Source organism: Vibrio sp. 10N.261.54.A5 (assembly GCF_041471145.1).
GTDB lineage: Bacteria > Pseudomonadota > Gammaproteobacteria > Enterobacterales > Vibrionaceae > Vibrio > Vibrio crassostreae_C.
On sequence record NZ_JBFRNU010000055.1, the window covers coordinates 64,186 to 85,494 of the forward strand.

At 44.9% G+C, this 21,309-nt stretch carries 16 protein-coding genes; 8 read left to right on the forward strand and 8 right to left on the reverse strand.

Translation table 11 applies throughout. The annotated features are described in order from the left end of the window. Window positions 1–225 precede the first annotated feature (225 nt). The 5 genes from glnA (at window position 226) to AB4329_RS17265 (ending at window position 8,058) form a co-directional block, all read left to right on the forward strand. Window positions 226–1,635, forward strand: a complete 1,410-nt coding sequence (gene glnA, locus AB4329_RS17245) for a glutamate--ammonia ligase (RefSeq protein ID WP_017059221.1) — start codon at window positions 226–228, stop codon at window positions 1,633–1,635. Between the two features lie 392 nt (window positions 1,636–2,027). After that, complete coding sequence (locus AB4329_RS17250) at window positions 2,028–2,597, forward strand: DUF4124 domain-containing protein (RefSeq protein ID WP_017059222.1); 570 nt, start codon at window positions 2,028–2,030, stop codon at window positions 2,595–2,597. Between the two features lie 168 nt (window positions 2,598–2,765). Next, on the forward strand, window positions 2,766–3,842 hold the full coding sequence (glnL, locus tag AB4329_RS17255; protein WP_019826501.1) for a nitrogen regulation protein NR(II): 1,077 nt from the start codon (window positions 2,766–2,768) through the stop codon (window positions 3,840–3,842). 121 nt (window positions 3,843–3,963) lie between these two features. Continuing rightward, entirely contained in the window at window positions 3,964–5,367 is a 1,404-nt protein-coding gene (gene glnG / locus AB4329_RS17260) for a nitrogen regulation protein NR(I) (protein ID WP_017059224.1), read from the forward strand. Between the two features lie 108 nt (window positions 5,368–5,475). Then, entirely contained in the window at window positions 5,476–8,058 is a 2,583-nt protein-coding gene (locus AB4329_RS17265) for an EAL domain-containing protein (protein WP_372138865.1), read from the forward strand. Between the two features lie 83 nt (window positions 8,059–8,141). On the opposite strand, the gene hemN is transcribed toward AB4329_RS17265, so the two are convergent. The 5 genes from hemN to AB4329_RS17290 form a co-directional block, all read right to left on the reverse strand. Beyond that, window positions 8,142–9,533 (reverse strand): oxygen-independent coproporphyrinogen III oxidase, encoded by a 1,392-nt coding sequence (gene hemN / locus AB4329_RS17270; protein ID WP_017070103.1) that lies wholly within the window; start codon window positions 9,531–9,533, stop codon window positions 8,142–8,144. A 284-nt stretch (window positions 9,534–9,817) separates the two neighbouring features. Then, complete coding sequence (locus tag AB4329_RS17275) at window positions 9,818–10,306, reverse strand: DUF2489 domain-containing protein (protein ID WP_017060164.1); 489 nt, start codon at window positions 10,304–10,306, stop codon at window positions 9,818–9,820. A 6-nt stretch (window positions 10,307–10,312) separates the two neighbouring features. Then, on the reverse strand, window positions 10,313–10,870 hold the full coding sequence (yihI, locus tag AB4329_RS17280; protein WP_372138867.1) for a Der GTPase-activating protein YihI: 558 nt from the start codon (window positions 10,868–10,870) through the stop codon (window positions 10,313–10,315). Continuing rightward, window positions 10,870–11,508, reverse strand: coding sequence for a class I SAM-dependent methyltransferase (locus AB4329_RS17285; RefSeq protein ID WP_010433503.1), 639 nt, complete (start codon window positions 11,506–11,508; stop codon window positions 10,870–10,872). Before AB4329_RS17285 ends, yihI begins: the two co-directional genes overlap by 1 nt. A 557-nt stretch (window positions 11,509–12,065) precedes the next feature. Continuing rightward, window positions 12,066–12,683 (reverse strand): cytochrome c, encoded by a 618-nt coding sequence (locus AB4329_RS17290; protein WP_012602993.1) that lies wholly within the window; start codon window positions 12,681–12,683, stop codon window positions 12,066–12,068. A 148-nt stretch (window positions 12,684–12,831) separates the two neighbouring features. Here AB4329_RS17290 and yihA point away from each other — a divergent pair, with 148 nt between their 5' ends. Continuing rightward, window positions 12,832–13,491 carry a ribosome biogenesis GTP-binding protein YihA/YsxC gene (gene yihA / locus AB4329_RS17295; protein ID WP_017060162.1) on the forward strand — a complete coding sequence of 220 codons (660 nt, stop codon included), beginning with the start codon at window positions 12,832–12,834 and terminating at the stop codon, window positions 13,489–13,491. A gap of 218 nt (window positions 13,492–13,709) precedes the next feature. Beyond that, window positions 13,710–14,309: a GTP-binding protein gene (locus tag AB4329_RS17300; protein WP_137002245.1), complete on the forward strand. Its 600-nt coding sequence runs from the start codon at window positions 13,710–13,712 to the stop codon at window positions 14,307–14,309. Between the two features lie 507 nt (window positions 14,310–14,816). On the opposite strand, the gene polA is transcribed toward AB4329_RS17300, so the two are convergent. From polA to hemB, 3 genes are all read right to left on the reverse strand, one after another. Further along, window positions 14,817–17,615, reverse strand: a complete 2,799-nt coding sequence (gene polA, locus AB4329_RS17305) for a DNA polymerase I (RefSeq protein ID WP_372123838.1) — start codon at window positions 17,613–17,615, stop codon at window positions 14,817–14,819. Window positions 17,616–18,294: 679 nt separating this feature from the next. Further along, the gene (locus AB4329_RS17310) at window positions 18,295–18,729 is read right to left on the reverse strand and encodes a GNAT family N-acetyltransferase (protein WP_372138869.1); all 435 of its coding nucleotides are present in this window, start codon (window positions 18,727–18,729) and stop codon (window positions 18,295–18,297) included. A 77-nt stretch (window positions 18,730–18,806) separates the two neighbouring features. Beyond that, window positions 18,807–19,850, reverse strand: a complete 1,044-nt coding sequence (gene hemB / locus AB4329_RS17315) for a porphobilinogen synthase (protein ID WP_017060158.1) — start codon at window positions 19,848–19,850, stop codon at window positions 18,807–18,809. Between the two features lie 208 nt (window positions 19,851–20,058). Here hemB and AB4329_RS17320 point away from each other — a divergent pair, with 208 nt between their 5' ends. Beyond that, window positions 20,059–20,820, forward strand: coding sequence for a TatD family hydrolase (locus AB4329_RS17320; protein ID WP_102394317.1), 762 nt, complete (start codon window positions 20,059–20,061; stop codon window positions 20,818–20,820). The last annotated feature ends 489 nt before the right edge of the window (window positions 20,821–21,309 follow it).

A 21,309-nucleotide genomic window follows, 5' to 3' on the forward strand; every position in this document is an offset into this window, starting at 1 on the left:
AACAATTGCACCAATAAGGTGCGCCCGGAGATCATTTTGGTGCAAAAACCAAATTAAGCAAAACCGAAAAACAAGTAAATCATTGAAATTAATGGAATAATTTTTTTGGCACGTTTTTGGCTATAGATAAATCAGCATCGATTAATGCACTTATAGACATTAATCAATGCTAGTTTCAACCGAATCGAGCTAATACCGAATTAATAACACTGGAGGTTATCCAAGATGTCAGTAGAAAATGTACTATCCCTGATCCAAGAGAACGAAGTTAAATTTATCGACTTACGTTTTACTGATACAAAAGGTAAAGAGCAGCATATCTCTATTCCTTCTCACCAAGTTGATGCAGACTTCTTCGAAGAAGGCAAAATGTTTGACGGCTCTTCAGTAGCTGGTTGGAAAGGCATTAACGAATCTGACATGGTAATGATGCCAGACGCAGCATCTGCTGTACTGGACCCATTCACAGAAGACGCAACACTAAACATCCGTTGTGACATCCTTGAGCCTGCAACAATGCAAGGCTACGACCGTGACCCACGCTCTATCGCTAAACGTTCTGAAGAGTACCTACGTTCTACAGGTATCGCAGACACAGTTCTAGTTGGTCCAGAGCCAGAATTCTTCCTATTTGACGACGTTAAGTTCTCAAACGACATGTCTGGTTCTTTCTTCAAGATCGATGACGTAGAAGCAGCTTGGAACACAGGTTCTGACTTCGAAGGCGGTAACAAAGGTCACCGTCCTGGCGTTAAAGGCGGTTACTTCCCAGTAGCTCCAGTAGATTCATCTCAAGACATCCGTTCAGCAATGTGTCTAGTAATGGAAGAGATGGGCCTAGTTGTTGAAGCTCACCACCATGAAGTAGCAACTGCGGGTCAAAACGAAATCGCTACTCGCTTCAACACGCTAACAGCGAAAGCTGATGAAACTCAAATCTACAAGTACGTTGTACACAACGTTGCTCACGCATTTGGTAAAACAGCGACATTCATGCCTAAGCCACTAGTTGGTGACAACGGTTCTGGTATGCACGTTCACCAATCTCTAGCAAAAGACGGCGTTAACCTGTTTGCTGGTGATAAGTACGGCGGCCTATCTGAAATGGCTCTTTACTACATCGGTGGTGTAATCAAGCACGCTCGTGCAATCAACGCGTTTGCTAACCCATCAACTAACTCGTACAAGCGTCTTGTACCTGGTTTCGAAGCACCTGTAATGCTTGCTTACTCAGCACGTAACCGTTCTGCTTCTATCCGTATCCCAGTAGTACCAAGCCCTAAAGCACGTCGTATCGAGCTACGTTTTGGTGACCCAGCAGCTAACCCATACCTATGCTACTCAGCAATGCTTATGGCTGGCCTTGACGGCATCAAGAACAAGATTCACCCAGGCGAAGCTATGGATAAAGATCTATACGACCTTCCTGCAGAAGAAGCAGCTGAAATCCCAACAGTTGCAGAATCTCTACAAGAAGCTCTAGCAGCGCTTAGCGAAGACCGTGAGTTCCTAACAGCTGGCGGCGTATTCTCTGACGATTTCATCGATTCTTACATCACTCTGAAATCTGACGACGTACAACGCGTGAACATGGCTACACACCCACTTGAGTTTGAACTGTACTACTCAGTTTAATCTCCTGTAGAGATAAGCCATTTCTTACTGCAACCTTGTAAGAATCGCTGACTAAATATTAGGCTCGCCTCGCAGGCGGGCCTTTTTTATATTCTCCCTCCCCCCGCTTCCTCGTACCATACTAGATACCAATCGTAGTAAATAACTACTCAGCCTAGCTTGTTAAAACACTCGATAACATCGTTAGGTTTTTTGATTGTAGAATAACTACTTATCGAAACTATTTTTGCCGAGCAGGGCTGCCTCGTTCTCAAGCCTTTTTCCTGCGCTATTTCTGAGCATTAACTTACTGTGATTGGCATTTAACAAAAGCCCTCAGAGGCTGTCGCGCTAAATACAATAAAACCAACGCCAAACGTGAAATCACCTAGCGGTGAAAAGAGGCTAAAGATATGAAAAACATACTGTTCCTAATCGGGTTAACAGTCGCGCTCTCGTGCTCTGCTCAAACGGTGTATACCTGGATAGATGAAGATGGCGTGCTCCACTTTAGTGATAACCCTAGCGCTCAAGATGCCGAGGCTCTTCGCCTGCCAGATGTGCAAGCTTCAGCACCCGCCCCTAAATTTGAGGCCTCAACTCCGGTTGACGCTGCTGCTTCCTCTACAACTAAAACGGCAACGCCAGCCAAAACTCAGGCAGAAACCGAAACCACAAAGCGCGAGGTTCCTACTCAATTAGCCCTCACCATGTTGACTCCAGTTCATGATCAAACCATTCGTAGTAATCGCGGCTTAATCCCGATTCAGATAGAACTCAACCGAAAACTTGGTATTGGGGAGCAATTACAATTGATGCTTGATGGCCGTCGATATGGCGCCCCACAGACCCAGCCTATTTGGGAATTAAAAGGTATCGATCGAGGTACTCACACCATTGCAATTCAAGCACATAGAAGCGGCAAGCTTATTGCATCTACTAGTCCAGTCACCGTGTATTTACATCGAGCGACGCTCAAGTAGGCCAATGTGTTAAAAGAGGCCAAATAACCTCTACTTTTCACCTAATCGAAGCAGCTTTCAGCGACTCTAATGAATTATCTTTAGCTTCTGGTTGATATGCGCCATACTTGAACTTAGCCACGCACCAATTTGGTGCAGTGAGAAAAACACCAGTTCAAGGACGAAATAGTGAATCGATCAGCCAAAAGCGACAGCATAGATACACATCATCTTTCCAGCGCCATTCTCGACAATATGGTGACTTCGACATTGATGCTCGATGAGCAATTGTATGTCCGATACGCCAATCCGGCCGCTGAGCAGCTCTTTTCACAGAGCGCACGACGCATCGTTGATCATCCACTGAGCCAACTTATCCAACACGCTTCACTTGATTTGGCACTGTTGACGCAACCGCTACAAAGTGGCCAGAGCATTACCGACAGTGACGTTACCTTCGTTGTTGATAACCGCCCACTGATGCTTGAAGTCACGGTTAGCCCAATATCTTGGCAGCGAGAGACGCTGTTATTGGTTGAGATGCGCAAGATAGACCAGCAAAGACGCCTTAGCCAAGAGCTCAACCAACATGCACAACAACAAGCGGCTAAGTTGCTGGTACGCGGGTTAGCACATGAGATCAAAAATCCACTCGGTGGCTTAAGAGGTGCGGCGCAGTTACTTGGGAAAATGCTTCCTGATCAGTCTCTTAATGAATATACGCAGATCATTATTGAGCAAGCCGACCGCTTAAGAGCATTAGTCGACCGTCTGCTTGGCCCACAGAAGCCGGGGACTAAATCAGAAGAGAACCTTCACCAGATACTTGAGAAAGTCAGGCAGCTCGTAGAGCTCGAATCGGGTTCAACGCTCGCCATCGAAAGGGATTACGACCCGAGCCTACCGGACATCTTGATGGATTCGGCACAGGTTGAACAAGCGATGCTCAATATCGTGAGCAATGCAGCGCAGATTCTAAAGACTCAAGATTCTGGCAAAATCACCATTCGCACCAGAACGGTGCATCAAGCAAATATTCACGGGCAGCGACACAAACTCGCGGCTCGTATTGAGATCAGCGATAACGGTCCGGGCATCCCCGATGATTTAAAAGACACGCTGTTTTACCCAATGGTCAGCGGACGAGAAGGTGGAACAGGGCTGGGGCTATCGATTTCTCAAAACCTGATCGATCAACACAATGGGAAAATTGATGTTGAAAGCTGGCCAGGCAACACCACATTCACGATTTATCTACCGATTTAGGTCATAAGAACCTCGCTATTGGACAGCGAGATGAAAGGCTTAGCTCGGTAACACAAAGATTAAGACATCATAAAAACAACAATGATTATCACAATAGATTTGGCTGTAAAGGAATTGAATTATGAGTAAGGGATACGTTTGGGTCGTCGATGACGACAGCTCTATCCGCTGGGTAGTAGAGAAAACACTTTCATCTGCGGATATTAAGTGTGAAACATTTGCTGATGCTGAGAGCGTGTTGCTTGCGCTTGAGCGCGAGACACCGGACGTATTGGTGTCTGACATTCGCATGCCCGGCATTGACGGGATTGAGCTGTTGCATCAGGTTCATCAACGCTCTCCCGACCTGCCCGTGATCATTATGACCGCGCACTCAGACCTTGATGCGGCGGTGAATGCTTATCAAAAAGGCGCCTTTGAATATCTTCCAAAGCCGTTCGATATTGATGAAACACTGACTCTAGTCGAACGAGCGATCGCGCACAGCCAAGAGCAGAAACGCGAACAAGCCAGTGAGGTCGCTGAAGACACCAACGCGCCAGAAATCATCGGTGAAGCACCGGCAATGCAGGAGGTTTTCCGAGCGATTGGCCGTTTGTCTCGCTCATCCATATCCGTGCTGATCAATGGTGAATCGGGTACCGGTAAAGAATTGGTCGCTCACGCTCTGCATCGTCACAGCCCAAGAGCTAAGAAGCCCTTCATTGCCTTGAACATGGCAGCAATCCCCAAAGATCTGATCGAGTCTGAACTGTTTGGCCACGAAAAAGGTGCCTTTACCGGTGCTAACAGCGTTCGCCAAGGACGCTTTGAACAAGCCAACGGCGGCACGCTTTTTCTTGATGAGATCGGTGACATGCCACTCGATATCCAAACTCGCTTGTTGCGTGTACTTTCTGATGGTCAGTTCTATCGTGTCGGCGGTCACTCTGCAGTTAAGGTAGACGTTCGTATCGTTGCCGCAACCCACCAAGATCTTGAGCGCTTAGTGCATGAAGGCGACTTCCGTGAAGACCTTTTCCACCGACTCAACGTTATCCGAATCCATATCCCGGCACTTCGCGAACGTAAACAAGACATTGAAAAGCTGACTCATCACTTCCTAGCATCCGCCGCCGAAGAGCTCGGTGTTGAAGTGAAGACACTGCATCCTGAGACCATTTTGAAGCTCAACCAGCTCAATTGGCCGGGTAACGTGCGTCAGCTTGAAAACATTTGTCGTTGGCTTACCGTGATGGCCAGCGGCAGCGAAATTCTTCCTTCAGACCTGCCACCAGAGCTGCTAGAAGAAAAAGTGGTGACCACCTCAGGAACTGGAGATAACTGGCAACAACTGCTCGCTAATTGGGCAAAGTGTGCGCTTGATTCAGGAGAAAAAGAGCTGCTAACTTATGCTCTGCCAGAATTTGAACGTATACTGCTAGAAGCTGCACTCCACCACACTAATGGTCATAAACAGGATGCAGCTAAGGTTTTGGGATGGGGAAGAAACACCCTAACTCGTAAACTCAAAGAACTGTACTAGACCTTATATGATTCTCGATGCAGCTACTTTTTAACCAAAAAAGTGTCGCTTGGTTTGAATAGTGTCGGTACAATTACAGTACACTATTCACCAAAGTTGTAGCTAAAGATGTCTTTGAAAACACAAATTACTTTGAGAACCGCAGTGGTTCTGCCATTCGTGATGATTTTTCTGTTCACTATGGGTGTAATGGTTTTCACTCAAAAGCTAAGCTACAAAGAGATGGTGAGTGATGTTAGTGCACGCCAGCTGACATCACTGACTGACAATGTTCATCAAAGCCTGTCTAATTTTTTAGAAAAGCCATTTCACGCCAACCTCTCGCTCAGCCATAACATCGGCTACCACCATCTTTATCAAGCAGGCAATCTTAGTAAGGTCCAAGACTATATTTTTTATACGTTTTCAGACCATTACACTGCTGTACCTCAACTCGATGCGATCGGCTTTGGTTCTGAAGATGGTAACTACGTCGGTTTCCGCAAAGAAGCCAACAAAGGCTACACCTTGATGGTGCAAGACGAACGCACCAATGATCAGCTGGTCATTTACCGTGGCAGCAAAATTAGTGAAGACATTCGATCGGTGATTTCAGGTTACGATCCTAGAATCCGTCCTTGGTACACACCCATTGCGACACAGAAAAAACCGTTATGGTCACCAATTTATGCCAATGCTGACGAACGTCAAGAAATCACCTTATCTGCTCTAGCGCCTATCTATGATGATAATGAATTCAAAGCCGTCGTAGTCAGCGACATCAAAATCAATACCTTCAATGCGTTTCTCAGAAAGCTCAAAGATAGAACGGATGCCTCTGTTTACATCATCGATAAGCAGCAACGCTTGGTCGCGCACTCAGGCGGAGACAGTGTCGTTTCATGGGGCACAGGACAAACCAACAAAGGGCAACGCAAACTAGCAACAGAGAGTGCTAATCCAGTCATACGTGAGAGTGCTAGCTACGTAGAGCAATTCCACCTAATCGAGAATTTGGGCGAGCAGCGCTTTAGTTTTCGCCTAGACAACGAACGATACTTCAACCAGATCACCCCTTATGAAGATGAGCACGGCATCACTTGGTTTATTGGTATGTCGATCCCTGAAAGCAACCTACTCGGTGAATTACCTGAAAACCAAAGAAACAGTTGGTTGCTCGGGCTAGCGCTGAGTTGCATTGGTGTCATTGCTGGGTTAATTGCCTTTAATCGCGTAACCCAACCCATCACTTCAACAGCGGATGCGGCAAAGCGTCTTGCTAAAGGCGATTGGGACACGAGCATGCCAAAGACAGGGTATATCTATGAAACCAGCATGTTGGTGGCGTCATTCAATGAAATGGCCAACAACTTAAAGGCTTCCTTTCAAGCATTACAGTCTCAGCTTACCTATGACTCATTAACCAAGCTATACAGCCGCGAAGGCTTTATCGACGCTGCCAAGAAAAACCCTGCAAACGAAAAAGGCACACTTTATTTAGTGGGTATTGATCGCTTCCGAGACATCAATGACAGCCTTGGTCATTACAATGGCGACCAGCTACTTATCATTGCGGCCGCTCGTTTAAGAGGCACACTGCCATCCGAATACCTACTAGCTCGCACTGGTGGTGATGAGTTTGCCATCTACGCGCCAAACGTAACGCAAAGCGATGATGTTCAGCTGCTGACTAACCGCTTACTTCAAACCTTCGCTTCCCCATTTTCAATGGAATCGGAAAGCGTGGTGATTAAGGTATCGATGGGGATAGTGAATGTCTCGAATCTTCACGACATTACACTCCTACTACGCAGTAGCAGCATTGCATTGAGCAATGCGAAACAAGACAAAACCAGTGTCTGTATTTATAGCCTTGAAATGGGCAAAGCATCGAGACATCGCACCAAGATGTTAGCGCGGATGAACCGAGCGATTGAGCTTCAACAGTTCGAACCGTTTTATCAGCCTATTATTGATCTGGAATCTGGCTCGACCATAGGAGCAGAAGCTTTAGCTCGCTGGATAACGGATGAAGGGGTGATCTCGCCACTCGAGTTCATTCCTCTCGCGGAAGAGAGCGGGCTCATTGACGATATCGGAAAACAAATTCTGCATAAGTCGTGTCGAGATACAGCCATCGCGATTGAGTCAGGAAAATGGAGCAAGGACTTCTCGATTCACGTCAACCTGTCGGTCGTTCAGCTAAGCGAAAGTGGCTTTGTGGAACAAGTAAAAGGCACGTTGCGAGACACAAATCTACCAGCAAGCAACCTGACACTAGAGATCACCGAATCACGCATCGTCGACAACGACCCGATCATCATCGATAACATGCTGACTCTAAAAGCACTAGGGATATCAATTGCGATTGATGACTTTGGTACCGGCTATTCGTCACTGGCTTATTTACACAAACTGCCATTTGATTGCTTAAAGATCGATCGCAGCTTTGTCAGCAAACTTGATAAAGAGAACCTAGATAGCTCCATCGTCGCGGCCATCGTTAACATCACTAAGGGCTTCAAAGTAAGCTTGGTGGCAGAGGGCGTTGAAACACAGCAACAGGCTGAACTTCTCAAGCAGCTGCAGTGCCCGCTTGCTCAAGGCTTCTTATACAGTCGCCCAGTTCCGTTTGACCAATGGCCTACCGACCTCATCAACTCCAAGCAAAGTGCCAAGGTCAAACAAAATACCACTGAGAGTCTCACCTAAACCAGGCAGAAATCGAATGAGTCAGATACAAAAATGCCAGCATGATGCTGGCATTTTTTATTGTTCTATTCTCTATCGAGCGATTAGATAACGCGAGAGAATTGCTGCTGGCGAGCCTTTGCACGTAAGTATTTATCAAAACACATACAGATGTTACGGATCAGCAAGCGGCCACGCAGAGTAACGCGGATTTCTTTGTCATCGACTTCAACCAAATCATCGTTGATGAAGGTTTGTAGAAGCTCTAAATCTTCTTTGAAGTAGCGATTAAAGTTAACCGAGAACTCAGATTCGATCATTGTTTTATCAAGCTTGAAGTTACAAATCAGCTGCTTGATCACTTCACGACGTAGAAGGTCGTCACTGTCTAGAGCAACACCTTTCCAAAGTGCATGACGCAGGTCATTCACCTGAGCGTAGTACTTCTTCAGCTCTTTCTGATTTTGTGCGTAAGCATCACCAACCATAGAAATCGCAGAAACACCGAAACCAATTAAGTCAGCTTCACCTTGGGTGGTGTAGCCTTGGAAGTTACGATGCAGAATACCTTCACGCTGTGCTACGGCTAGCTCATCTTCAGGTAGTGCGAAGTGATCCATACCAATGAACTGGTAACCCGCTCCCGTTAGCGTCTCGATGGTATCTTGCAAGATAGCCATTTTCTCTTTCGCTTCAGGTAGATCTTCGTCTTTAATCTTACGCTGCGCCGCAAACAGCTGAGGCATGTGTGCGTAGTTAAATACAGATAAACGGCCCGGTTTCATCTCTAACACTTGCTTCAATGTTTCAGCGAACAAAGCTTGAGTCTGCTTTGGTAGGCCGTAGATCAAATCCAGGTTAGTTGAACGGAAGCCTAGCTCTTTCGCTCGTTTAACCATCGCAATGATGAACTCTTCATCTTGCTCACGGTTAACCAGTTTCTGCACTTCTTTATTGAAGTCTTGCACGCCAATGCTCAGGCGGTTGAAGCCTTCGTTACGCAGGTGGTCAAGTACGTCTAGCTCAATCTCACGCGGGTCAACTTCAATACTGATTTCAGCGTCAGCGGTGAAGTTAAACTCTTCACGCAAAATACTCATCAAACGAGTGATTTGTGTTTTGGTCAAGAACGTTGGCGTACCACCACCGAAGTGCAATTGCGTCACTTCACGGCCATTCAATAAAGAGGCGCGTTGGCGGATTTCATGTTCAATCACATCAAGGTACTCATCCGCTTTATGCGAGTGACGAGTAATGACTTTATTACAACCACAGTAGTAACAAAGCTTGTGGCAGAACGGGATATGCACGTAAAGAGAGAGTGGACGCTCAGGATATTGAGTACACGCCATGTCGTAATCAGCGACGGTAAACGCTTCATGAAACTCCAACGCAGTTGGGTATGAGGTGTAACGAGGTCCCGAATAGTTGTACTTGTTTAAGATCTCTTGATCCCAAACGATTTGCTGATTCGTTGTTACTGGCTTGCTCGACATAGCGGTATTTCCAATTTAGATCCGCGAGAACCTAAGGTCTCTCAAATCATTTTACATACATTAAAATATAGACGGGTTATTTTGCCACACGACCTGTAAGGTCGTTCCAAGACAAAATCAATTTTTTAGACAAAAACTCAGAACTGCTAGCTTGATCACTAACAAAGCGTCGGGATTAACGAGACGCAAAAGGTAAGAAGGCTCATTTAACACTATCTATAAAGATAAGGTGCCTCAAGAACACCCTGTATTAAACAAGCCTCTATTTTAAATAGTCTTAGCGACTAGATCATCTGAATGTTGATTTGGTTGTTGAGAGGTTTAACCTTCTCTTGCAACCTTTTCAGATCTTCAATGACCGCATCATTCAAGCGAGTCTCTGCCTTATGGCGCGTGAGATTCTGCTGCATGCGCTCTTTCTTCGTCAGTTCCTGTCTTGCCTCTCCGCGAGCCATATCTTTTACGATATGGTACAGCTCAGAAAGAGCAGGATACTCAGAATCAAAATCGACACGCTCATCACCCTGAACATTATCCATAATGATACACACTCGGATACTGATCTCAGGTAAGTCACATTGCCCTTGAATGCCCGCTAAGCACAAAGTATTTACGTTTTCGTAAATCGTCGCGTTGCGTTTTTCAATGGCTAGTGCTTGATGCTGCTTTTGCAACTCCGTCTGCTTCTTCACTTGAAGTAGAAGGTAACCTGCGTAAGAGCCCAAGCCGAGAATGATAATTCCACCAGCAATTGCTAATAAGGTTACGTTCACTGGCTATTAACCTTTAAAGCTGTCTAAATCGAAATCTTCGAATTGAGATAGCAAGTCTTCGTCAGAGCTCGCTTTCTTCTTAGAGGCAACCGGTGCTTCTTCGAAGATCTCTTCTTCATCGTCTTCTGGCTCTAGTAGACCTAAGCGGCCCATTAGGTGTTCGATACGATCAAGTTTCTCATCAACAAACTTCTGTAGACCAGCACCTAGGTTTTCACCATTTTCGATACGATCTAGGAGTGTGTTCAGTTGAGCGTCATTCTCAAGCATCTCTAACTCTTGTTCGTTAGATAGCTTGCGCTCTTGTTTAGTCGGCTTCTTCGCTGGTTCAACGATCAGCGGAATTTTTATCTTGCTGCCTAAACGTGGATCACGAGCTTGTGCAGCTTTACGCTGTTTTGCTTCGCTACCATCTGAGTGACGGCTGCCAGACTTAAGGCCTTTACGCTTTTTAACACGCTTACGTTCACGACCTTCAACATCAGATTCACTACGGTTACGAGTAACCATAGGCTCCGGAGCGCCAAGTGCCCCCGGCTTTCTTGATTTCTTACTACGACCCATTACTGCACTTTCCTCAGTAAAATTACATCATTTCCAAAAAATTCTAGTTCGAGCTTATCCCGCTCTGCCAAAAACTGGAATGTTTGACGACTAAAGAAGACGACATGTGTCGGGTCATTCTTGTAGTGCCAACCAGCAAACGCGTCTACGTCTATTACTAGTTTAGTCATAAGACCAATCCAGCCCTTGGGTTTAACTAAATTCAACCATTGCTGCCACACTTTGTCTGGGTGATAAAGATGCTCTATCACCTCCGTGGCAGTCATAAAGTCATACGTTTTTTCCAACACAGAGGGTTCTGGGTGGTAATAGATATCGTACAACTCCATGGTGTGTCCGGCTTCTTCTAACATAATAGATAGCGTAGGGCCTGGGCCACAACCAAAATCCAACCCGTGTGAGTTAGATGAAATTTTGTCTGTTAGTGGATCCGCGATGCGAGATAAAAAGCGGCGATAGCCTGCATCACTAGGATCGTTCTCATGGAGATCATAGTGTGCTTTTTCTTCTTTTGCTTCTAACCTTTGTTCAGGTTTAACAAATACCAGTTCACATTGCTGACACTGCAGATAGGCTCTGCGTTTGTCTTCAAAATAGTGATTCACGCCTTGGTGATGGCATAAGGGACAAGTATACATAGCACATCCTTAAACAGGGATGCGAAACATACCAGAAACTGAGTTTATAGTGGAGAGGTATTGGGTGTTTTTTCATCAAATCAATAAAAAAAGCGATAGGAAAACCTATCGCTCTCTAAATCTGCCTATATCGGCCAAAATTTGCATACTCAACTTGGTACACAAATCTCCATTTGTTATTGGTGCTTTCCATGCCAAATTTGTTTGTTGTTCATCGTCCTGATGAGTTTTGGCTATCCTTTTCTAACACCTTGTTGCTGGGCTGTCCTAGCCTGATCCATTTCTGTCTATACCGTTAGACTAGATGATCATCCATATCTAAGTCAGCTCCTAGCTGATGGCGGTTACTTTACCGTGTAACAAAAAGACTACAAGAGTGCGACTTCACACTTTTGTACACAAATCGATCACACATTGATAAATCAGACATAAACACAAAACGCATTAATAAAACCAATACAAAAGAAAACGCCCCGACCATTACTGATCGGGGCGTCTCTTCAATCTCGCTCGAACGTACATTCCTTTACTCTGGCTAAGAGCAAGAAACCGACAAATTAGTGTAAACCACCAACGTACTTCGATAAGGTATCAATATCAGCGTCTGTTAACTTTTTAGCTACATCACGCATCATCGCATTCATGTCGTTATTACGGTCACCATCGCGGAATTTTTCAAGTTGAGCCTTGATGTAATCTGCGTGCTGACCTGAAATCTTAGGGAAACCAGAAAGTTCGGTACCATTACCACGAGGGCCATGACAAGCAATACACGCCGTTACGCCGCGTTCTGCGTTACCCGCTGTGTAAAGAACCTTACCTTCATCTACTACATTTTCAGGAGTAGAGTTACTAGAGATAGGTAGAGAGGCGTAGTATGCCGCTAGGTCAGCCATATCTTCTTCAGATAAAGGCATCGCCATTGCACCCATTACAGGTTCGTAACGACCTTGCTTACCACCACTTGTCATACCTAGCTTAAGCTCTTTTAACTGCTTCTCTAGATACTTCTCATGTTGACCAGCCAGCTTAGGGTACTGAGTGATCAGGCTGTTGCCGTCAGCACCGTGGCAGGCAACACATGTTTGTGATTTGGCTTTACCAGCTTCAATACTACCTTGAGCCCATACTGAGCAGCTGGCTAAAAGACTCAAAATTAGCGCTAATTTCTTCATGACATTCCATTATAATTATCAAGCTTCCAGTACCACTCTATGTTGCCACTCATGGTACAATAGGCGACCTTATGCCGAGCACGGTTATTTTACACAAATTCACAAAAAAGTAATCAATCGACTACACAAAGTCGAGATGGAGTTAACAGTGAGCGTAAAAATTCATTATCAAAACACGCATTTCATTACCAGTGCACCTGATATTCGTCATTTACCAGAAGACGAAGGGATCGAAATTGCGTTTGCAGGACGCTCCAATGCTGGTAAATCTAGCGCGCTAAATCGCGTTACAAACCAAAAAAGCTTGGCGAAAACCAGTAAAACACCCGGTCGAACTCAGCTAATCAACCTATTTAAGGTAACGGACGGTTGTCATATCGTCGATTTACCTGGATATGGCTTTGCTCAAGTACCACTTGAGATGAAGAAAAAATGGCAGAAGTCGCTAGGTGAATACCTACAACGACGTGAAAGCCTGAAAGGTTTAGTGGTATTGATGGATATCCGTCACCCAATGAAAGACCTTGACCAACAAATGATCTACTGGGCTATCGATAGCCGCATCCCAGTACAGGTTTTGTTAACAAAAGCAGACAAACTGAAAAGTGGTGCGCGTAAAGCACAGCTACTGAAAATCCGTAACGATGCAAAATCTTTCGGTGGTGATGTTGCGGTTGATGTCTTCTCTTCAATGAAGGGCATCGGCGTTGACCAACTGCGTGCCAAGATGGATGAGTGGTTTGCGCCTGCGCTTGCTGATCAAATCATTGATGAGTTAGCAGACGAAGAGCACAACGACTCAGAGTAGTTCCTCTACTTATCGCTATAGGTTAGAGCACTTACAACACGTGATTTAGCCTTATCAATGCCCCTCCTTATATAGGTGGGGTATTTTTTTGCCCAAAAATGAGTGAGTTAAGCCTAAGTTTTTAGTGTTAAAAATCGGATTTAGCCACTAAAACCAATAGAAGTGAACCATACTAAAAGACACATCTAAATAATCAGAACAATGAGAAAGGAATACTCATGTGGAAAATACCATTGGCCATCATTGCACTTATGTTGGTCTCACTGACAGGGTTTGCCTCTGAAGCAGAACAAGAACAAGCCCCACTGATCAATGTCGATATGACCTTAGACCTCGATGGCATGGAAAAGTACGCCCAAGATGCGAGTGAGTCTCTTGAGGTGATATCGCAATCTTTGCAGGCGATAGTCAACAACCCCAACCTAAGCGACGACCAGCAACAAGCCCTCAATCAAACCGTTGAAAGTATCAATAAGCTTGCGAGCTCCACCAAGACATCACTCAATCAACTACCACAAGCCTTAGACCAATCTCGACTCGCCTTTAAACAAACCAGTCAAATGCTGTTGGATGATGTTCAGACCAAGATCATCATTGCGCTGGCGGCCGTTATCGCCGTCATTATTATCGCTTTGACCGCTATCTATCTGCTTATCCTGAAACCAATGCAGCAAACCTTGGTAAAAGCGACCAACAATATCTCTTCAATGGCGCAATCCATCCAGATCACCGCCGAAGCTCTGAAATATAGCACCGAGAAACAACAGAAAATCATGGATTACATTGAGCATTCACCGACTCAATACACTGATAAATAAGGCGTGATCCATCAATCCTTTATCGATAACTTGTAAAATAAAAGTTATTTCAAGTGATAAAACAATCGACTTAGATACGGATTTAAATTACCAAAAGCTGATCGAATTTCAGATCTAAGGCAAATCAGGGGTTTATCACTGTGCTTGAGAAAGTGTAATAAAAGGCACTAAAAATGAGAGGTTTTACGGGGGAATGATAGGTTGGAAATATTTTTCTTTCGCACAAGAAAAAACGCCCCAGTCAAATACTGACTGGGGCGGCTGAATCAGCCTAATCCAATAACGTGAAACAAAAGGTCTGAAAGATAGAACATCTTACCTCTGTACCCTACGAGATTTAATGTACAACAATTGCTCAGAAATGAAAACAACTTTTGTAGTTTTTTTTCATGAATGTTTTATTAAAACACCTAAATTCTTATTACGACTTAACTTTATTTGAGACAAAAAAAAGCCAGTGTTTGTGCACTGGCTCATACTAATTTGCTTATTAAGGTCAAAAACTGATTAGTGGGCTTGATCCCAGTTGTCACCGTGGCCAGCTTCCGCGACAAGCGGCACTTCTAGCTCTGCAGCGGATTCCATCAATTCTTGTACTTTACTTTCAATTTCGGCTAAAGATGACTCTTCCACTTCAAACACCAATTCATCGTGTACCTGCATAAGCAGTTTTACACGACCATCGCCTTCCGCTTGAATCCACTCATCCACCAACAACATCGCTTTCTTAATGATGTCCGCTGCTGTGCCTTGCATTGGCGCATTGATCGCCGCGCGTTCAGCAGCTTTACGACGCATGCCATTACGAGATTGAATCTCAGGAAGGTGCAGTCGACGACCGTAAATGGTTTCAACGAAGCCTTGCTCTGAAGCAGCACTGCGCGTGTCTTCCATATACTGCATTACGCCAGGGTAACGCTCGAAGTAAGTGTCCATGTAGTGCTGTGCTTCGCCACGAGGAATACCCAGTTGCTTAGCCAAGCCAAAGGCACTCATACCGTAGATAAGACCGAAGTTAACGGCTTTAGCACGACGACGTTGTTCAGTGGTCACACTCTCAATATCAACACCAATGATCTCAGCAGCCGTTGCCGCGTGGATATCTTTGCCTTGTTGGAATGCTTCCAGAAGCGCTTTATCACCCGAAAGGTGCGCCATGATACGCAATTCAATTTGAGAGTAATCGACCGCTAGAATCTTCCAGCCATGTTGTGCAACGAATGCTTGGCGGATACGACGACCTTCTTCATTACGAATTGGGATGTTCTGTAGGTTTGGATCTGTTGAAGACAAACGACCCGTTGCTGTCACCGCTTGGTGATAAGACGTATGAACACGACCCGTTTCAGCGTTGATCATCTTCGGTAGTTTATCTGTGTAGGTAGACTTGAGTTTCGCAAGGCCACGATACTCAATGATCAGCTTAGGTAGCGGGTAATCAAGAGCCAGTTCTTGCAGCACTTCTTCATTGGTTGAAGGTGCGCCTGATGGCGTTTTCTTGATAACAGGCAAGCCCATTTTTTCAAAAAGGATCGCTTGCAGCTGTTTTGGTGAGTTCATGTTGAACTCTTGCTCTGCAATCTCGTAAGCTTTCTGCTCTAGCTCATCAAGACGAACCGCAATCTCTTGCGATTGAGCGCCTAGCAACATGTCGTCGATGAATACACCTGTGCGTTCAATACGAGACATCACTGGAATCAGTGGTACTTCGATCTCTTCATAAATCGCTTTTAGCTTTTCGTCTTGCTCGATGTTTTCCATTAAACGGTTATGAAGACGTAGCGTGACGTCCGCATCTTCTGCAGCGTATGGAGACGCCTCACCCAGCTCAATCTGGTTGAAAGTAAGCTGCTTCTTACCTTTACCTGCGATTTGCTCAAATGAGATGCAGCTGTGCTGAAGGAAACGCAGCGCTAGGCTATCCATATCATGCTTGCCGCCAACGCTATTAAAAACATAAGACGCTAGCATGGTGTCGTGCTTGATGCCTTTCATCTCGATACCGTAGCGCGCTAAAACGCTCATATCGTACTTCAGGTTTTGACCGACTTTAGCCTGTGCGTCATCTTCAAGAATCGGCTTAAGCTGTTCAAGTACCCAATCACGATCCAGTTGTTGAGGTGCATCTAAGTAGTCATGAGCAACCGGTACGTAAGCGGCAACGCCTTCTTCAGTTGCGAATGATAGACCAACAAGGTTAGCCACCATGTAGTCCAAGCTATCCGTTTCAGTATCAAAGGCAAACACCTCTGACGCTTTCAGTTTCTCTAGCCACGCATTAAAAGAGGCTTCATCTAGGATGGTTTCGTAGTTGCTGCGATCAATCGTCACTGCAGAGGTGTTCATTTCTACGGTAGAAGTGGTTGATGCCGTATTGCTGTGCACTGCGCCCGACTTTTCATCCGCCTCAACCACACCACTGCCACCTTCAAGTAGCTCGTTCAACCAAGACTTGAAGACCAGTTGACCATATAGCTTAATCAGCTCATCCGTGTTTGGTTGCGCTTTTACAAGCGACTCAGGTGTCTCTTCTAACTCGACGTCCAGTTTGATCGTTGCAAGCTCATAAGACATCTCAGCGTTGTCTTTATTATCAATCAGCTTCTTAGCCATGGTTTTTGAACCACGGAAGCCAAGAGCGGCAATATCATCCAGGTTTTGATACAGCTTTTCGATGCTACCAATGCCTTGCAGCAGAGCAGTCGCTGTCTTGTCACCGACACCCGGAACTCCTGGGATGTTATCGACTTTATCGCCCATCAGCGCAAGGTAGTCGATAATAAGCTCTGGTGGGATGCCAAACTTCTCAATCACGCCTTCACGATCCATTACCACGTTGGTCATGGTGTTAATCAGAGTAACGTTGTCATCGACAAGCTGCGCCATATCTTTATCGCCAGTACTAATAAGCACAGGCATACCCATCGCAGAAGCTTGAGAAGCAAGCGTACCGATCACGTCATCCGCTTCAACGCCGGGAATAGAGATAAGTGGCAAACCCATTGCACGAATCACATTGTGCAAAGGCTCAATCTGGCAACGAAGATCATCAGGCATAGGTGGACGGTTTGCCTTGTACTCTGGGTACATGTCATCACGGAACGTCTTTCCTTTCGCATCAAAAATTACCGCAATACGATCAGAAGCAAATTGACGCATCATGCTGCGCAGCATGTTAACTACACCGTAAACAGCGTTAGTTGGGATATCACCATTGCTCATTGTGCCAGGGTAAGCATGGAACGCGCGATATAGGTAAGAAGAGCCATCGATCAGAATCAATGGATTATCAGGAATACGAGCCATAATGTTTGTGTATCCAGTAAGTACAGAAATTATCTGTTAAGAATGCCACGTCTGTTGGTTGGATTCCACGTTGTCGATCTGTATCCGTTCACTCGGTTGTGTTCGTTATAATCGATTTGTTGTTATTTTTTGTTCTTAGACGCAAGCGTTCTGTGGATAACTCTGTTTATATTATTTATCCACCCTGTTGAGAACTAAGGTGAACAACTCAAAAAACACCAATAAACACCTGAAAATAAAGAATAATTTTACAGATCGAACAGATGATCAACGATCTTTTCTCGATCTTGCGTTGTGGAAAAGAATGCTGATGGCGTTTTATTCATAAAAATACGTGCCACTAAATATGCATCTTGTTGAAATGGTAGGTATAAAAAAAGCGACACCCGAAGATGTCGCCTAGCAAAAACCGGTAAAGCCATTCAAATTGAATACCACAGCTTTACCTAAAAGCTATAAATTACACTGGAAGCAATGTGAGCAATGTCGTGTCAAAAAGAACTTAGTACAAGTTCGCGAGAATTCTGTTGGGTAACCAAGTAGATACTTGAGTACTTAACATCCTTGTGAACATTTCCTCATTCCCTAAGACGAAGTTAATAATAATGATTCTCATTTAATAGTCAACACTTAAATGATAATAAATCTCATTTAATTTATAAACCGTTAACAGCAGTGCTTAATTTTGCTTCAAAAAATGGATTCTATGGTCATTAATGTCTTCTTTTTCTTCAAATTTTTCGATTAGGTAACCGTTTCTCAATAACAGACGCAACATTGCAGGGAACTGGTTACGAGACTTAACCTTTAACTGTCTGTAGCCCTGCTCTTTCGCCCACTGTTCCTGAGCGTCTAATTGCGCCTGTGCAACGCCTTTGTTCCTCGCGAGCGGTGACACGCCACCAAACCAGCTGTAAAAAGTATCTTGACCCAATTCATAGCCGATCTTAAAACCGAGCAGCACGCCAGCTTCTTCAGCCACTAAAATAAGGTTCTTTTTCCCTGCTAGCCGCTCTGAAAGAGAAGAGACGCTCTCTTTTTTAGCGAACTCAGAGATCTGCTCGACCACAGACACCACTTCTTCTAAAGAACCTTGACGTACGACAACTGACATCTTATCCATCCTCATAAACGAAAGGGCTGGCACAATGGCCAACCCTTTTACTGATCACTTAAGTGAGCTCTACACGGTTACTTTTCTTTTAAGTGCTCTGCGGCTTGTGCATTGTCTTCTGCAAGCCACTCAGCCACATCTTTAGCGAAGTAAGTAAGAATGCCATCAGCACCAGCGCGCTTAAAGCACAACAGTGATTCCATGACGGTTTCACGCTCTTTTAGCCAACCGTTTTGAATCGCTGCTTTATGCATCGCATACTCACCAGACACTTGGTATGCAAATGTCGGTGCTTGAAGTTCATGCTTCACACGACGCACGATGTCTAGGTAAGGCATGCCAGGCTTAACCATCACCATGTCCGCACCTTCATTAAGATCCATAGCAACTTCGTGAATCGCTTCATCGCTGTTCGCAGGATCCATTTGGTAGTTCTTCTTGTTACCACCTTTCAGGTTTGAAGCACTGCCGACTGCGTCGCGGAATGGACCGTAGTAGCACGATGCGTATTTCGCAGAGTACGCCATAATCTGAGTATGAATATGGCCCGCTTCTTCTAAAGCTTCACGGATCTTACCAATGCGACCATCCATCATATCTGACGGTGCAACCACGTCAGCACCTGCTTCAGCGTGTGATAATGCTTGCTTGATCAAGACTTCAGTCGTCTCGTCATTCATCACGTAACCATCTTCATCGATGATGCCGTCTTGGCCGTGAGTGGTGAACGGGTCTAGTGCTACGTCAGTAATAACGCCAATGTTTGGCACATGCTCTTTTAGTAAACGTACAGCGCGCTGCACCAAACCTTCTGAGTTATGAGCTTCAGCTGCGCATAAACTTTTAGCATCTTGGTTCACGACTGGAAATAGAGCAATCGCAGGAACACCCAGTTTTGACAGGTAATCTGCTTCCTCGAGCATGTAATCGATCGACAAGCGTTCAACACCTGGCATTGACTCGACAGGCTCTCGGCGGTCTTTACCCATCAGGATAAACATTGGGTAGATTAGATCATCCACAGACAATTGATTTTCTGCCATTAGGCGACGGCTAAAGTCGTGCTTACGCATACGGCGCATACGGCGACCTGGGAATTGACCTTGAATTGAAACAGACACTAGATTCTCCTTGCCTAGTCTAAGCACCGAAATACTTAGATATGAAAAGTGCTAAATACAGGCAAAAGCATATCACTGATGGCTCAGGACGCTAGCAGTAAAATATGAAACCCACTCAAAAATAGGGATAAATGGCAAAAAATGACCTTCTCCTCACACTGCCGTATACTCATGACAACTCAGTAAAGACCGCTTTCAGGACAAAACAATGATCGACACCCATGCTCATATTTACGCTAGTGAATTCGATGAAGACCGCGAACAAGTCGTGCAGCGCGCACTGACTCAAGGGATTGATACCATTCTGTTGCCGAACATCGATTTAGAATCTATCGAGCCAATGCTCGCGACGGAAGCTCAGTTTCCTGATGTGTGTCGTTCAATGATGGGCTTACACCCTTGTTATGTGGATGCGAATATCGAGCAAACCCTCAAAACCATTCGAGCTTGGTTTGATAAACATGACTTTATCGCGGTGGGTGAGATTGGTATCGACTTGTACTGGGATAAAACCTTTAAAGCCGAACAAGAGATGGCCTTCGTGACTCAACTGCAGTGGGCAAAAGAGCTTGATCTACCTGTGGTGATCCATACTCGTGATTCCATTGAAGAGACACTTGCCCTACTTCGTAAAGAACAAGATGGCAGCTTACGCGGGGTATTCCACTGTTTTGGCAGTAGCTTAGAGGAAGCTCAAGCGATCAACGAGCTAGGCTTTCATTTAGGTTTAGGCGGCGTATCGACCTTTAAGAACTCGGGGATGGATAAGGTGATTCCACATCTTGATATGAATTACGTCATCCTAGAGACAGATTGCCCATACTTAGCACCAACACCGAATCGCGGTAAACGCAATGAACCAGCCTACACAGAATTAGTAGCAAAACGCATCGCTGAATTGCGCGGCAAAAGCATCGAAGAGGTGAATGCAATCACCACAAAAAATGCAATCAGCTTATTCAACTTGTAAAAACCTATACAATTCAACAAAAAATGTAAGTTTTGTATATTTTGTTGAATGAACTATTAAACTAGTACAACATAAGCCGCCTGAATATCTCGACGGTAATTTATGTGTAAGCACCCCCACTTAAGGCGTAAACATCGAACTCTATGGCACAAAGTAATTGGCATCAAAGAGCTGTATAATTGCACTCAATGTGGATACCAATTGAAAGTAAGATAGATACGCAAAATCAAAGCGGCTAGCGTCGCTTTTTTGTTTGTTCAGTGGAAAGTTAGAATTTACAGTTTAGTTTGAGTTACTATCTCATTTAATATATAATCAACCGCCTGCATATGGAGGTAGTTGATTATGTGTGACCATTCACAACACTTACAACGTCAACATCGAACCCTATGGCATAAAATTTTGGGCATCAAAGAGCTCTATATATGTCAGAACTGTGGCTATCAGTTAAAGATTCGATAAACAGACATAATAAAAAAGGTTCATCGC

What these genes read in the sequence shown, in the direction of transcription:
- AB4329_RS17320 (WP_102394317.1), top strand. Translation starts at nt 20,059, where the DNA reads ATGATCGACACCCATGCTCATATTTACGCTAGTGAATTCGATGAAGAC.
- glnG (WP_017059224.1), top strand. Translation starts at nt 3,964, where the DNA reads ATGAGTAAGGGATACGTTTGGGTCGTCGATGACGACAGCTCTATCCGC.
- AB4329_RS17300 (WP_137002245.1), top strand. Translation starts at nt 13,710, where the DNA reads ATGTGGAAAATACCATTGGCCATCATTGCACTTATGTTGGTCTCACTG.
- glnA (WP_017059221.1), top strand. Translation starts at nt 226, where the DNA reads ATGTCAGTAGAAAATGTACTATCCCTGATCCAAGAGAACGAAGTTAAA.
- AB4329_RS17290 (WP_012602993.1), bottom strand. Translation starts at nt 12,683, where the DNA reads ATGAAGAAATTAGCGCTAATTTTGAGTCTTTTAGCCAGCTGCTCAGTA.
- hemN (WP_017070103.1), bottom strand. Translation starts at nt 9,533, where the DNA reads ATGTCGAGCAAGCCAGTAACAACGAATCAGCAAATCGTTTGGGATCAA.
- AB4329_RS17265 (WP_372138865.1), top strand. Translation starts at nt 5,476, where the DNA reads ATGTCTTTGAAAACACAAATTACTTTGAGAACCGCAGTGGTTCTGCCA.
- AB4329_RS17310 (WP_372138869.1), bottom strand. Translation starts at nt 18,729, where the DNA reads ATGTCAGTTGTCGTACGTCAAGGTTCTTTAGAAGAAGTGGTGTCTGTG.
- AB4329_RS17285 (WP_010433503.1), bottom strand. Translation starts at nt 11,508, where the DNA reads ATGTATACTTGTCCCTTATGCCATCACCAAGGCGTGAATCACTATTTT.
- AB4329_RS17250 (WP_017059222.1), top strand. Translation starts at nt 2,028, where the DNA reads ATGAAAAACATACTGTTCCTAATCGGGTTAACAGTCGCGCTCTCGTGC.
- yihI (WP_372138867.1), bottom strand. Translation starts at nt 10,870, where the DNA reads ATGGGTCGTAGTAAGAAATCAAGAAAGCCGGGGGCACTTGGCGCTCCG.
- polA (WP_372123838.1), bottom strand. Translation starts at nt 17,615, where the DNA reads ATGGCTCGTATTCCTGATAATCCATTGATTCTGATCGATGGCTCTTCT.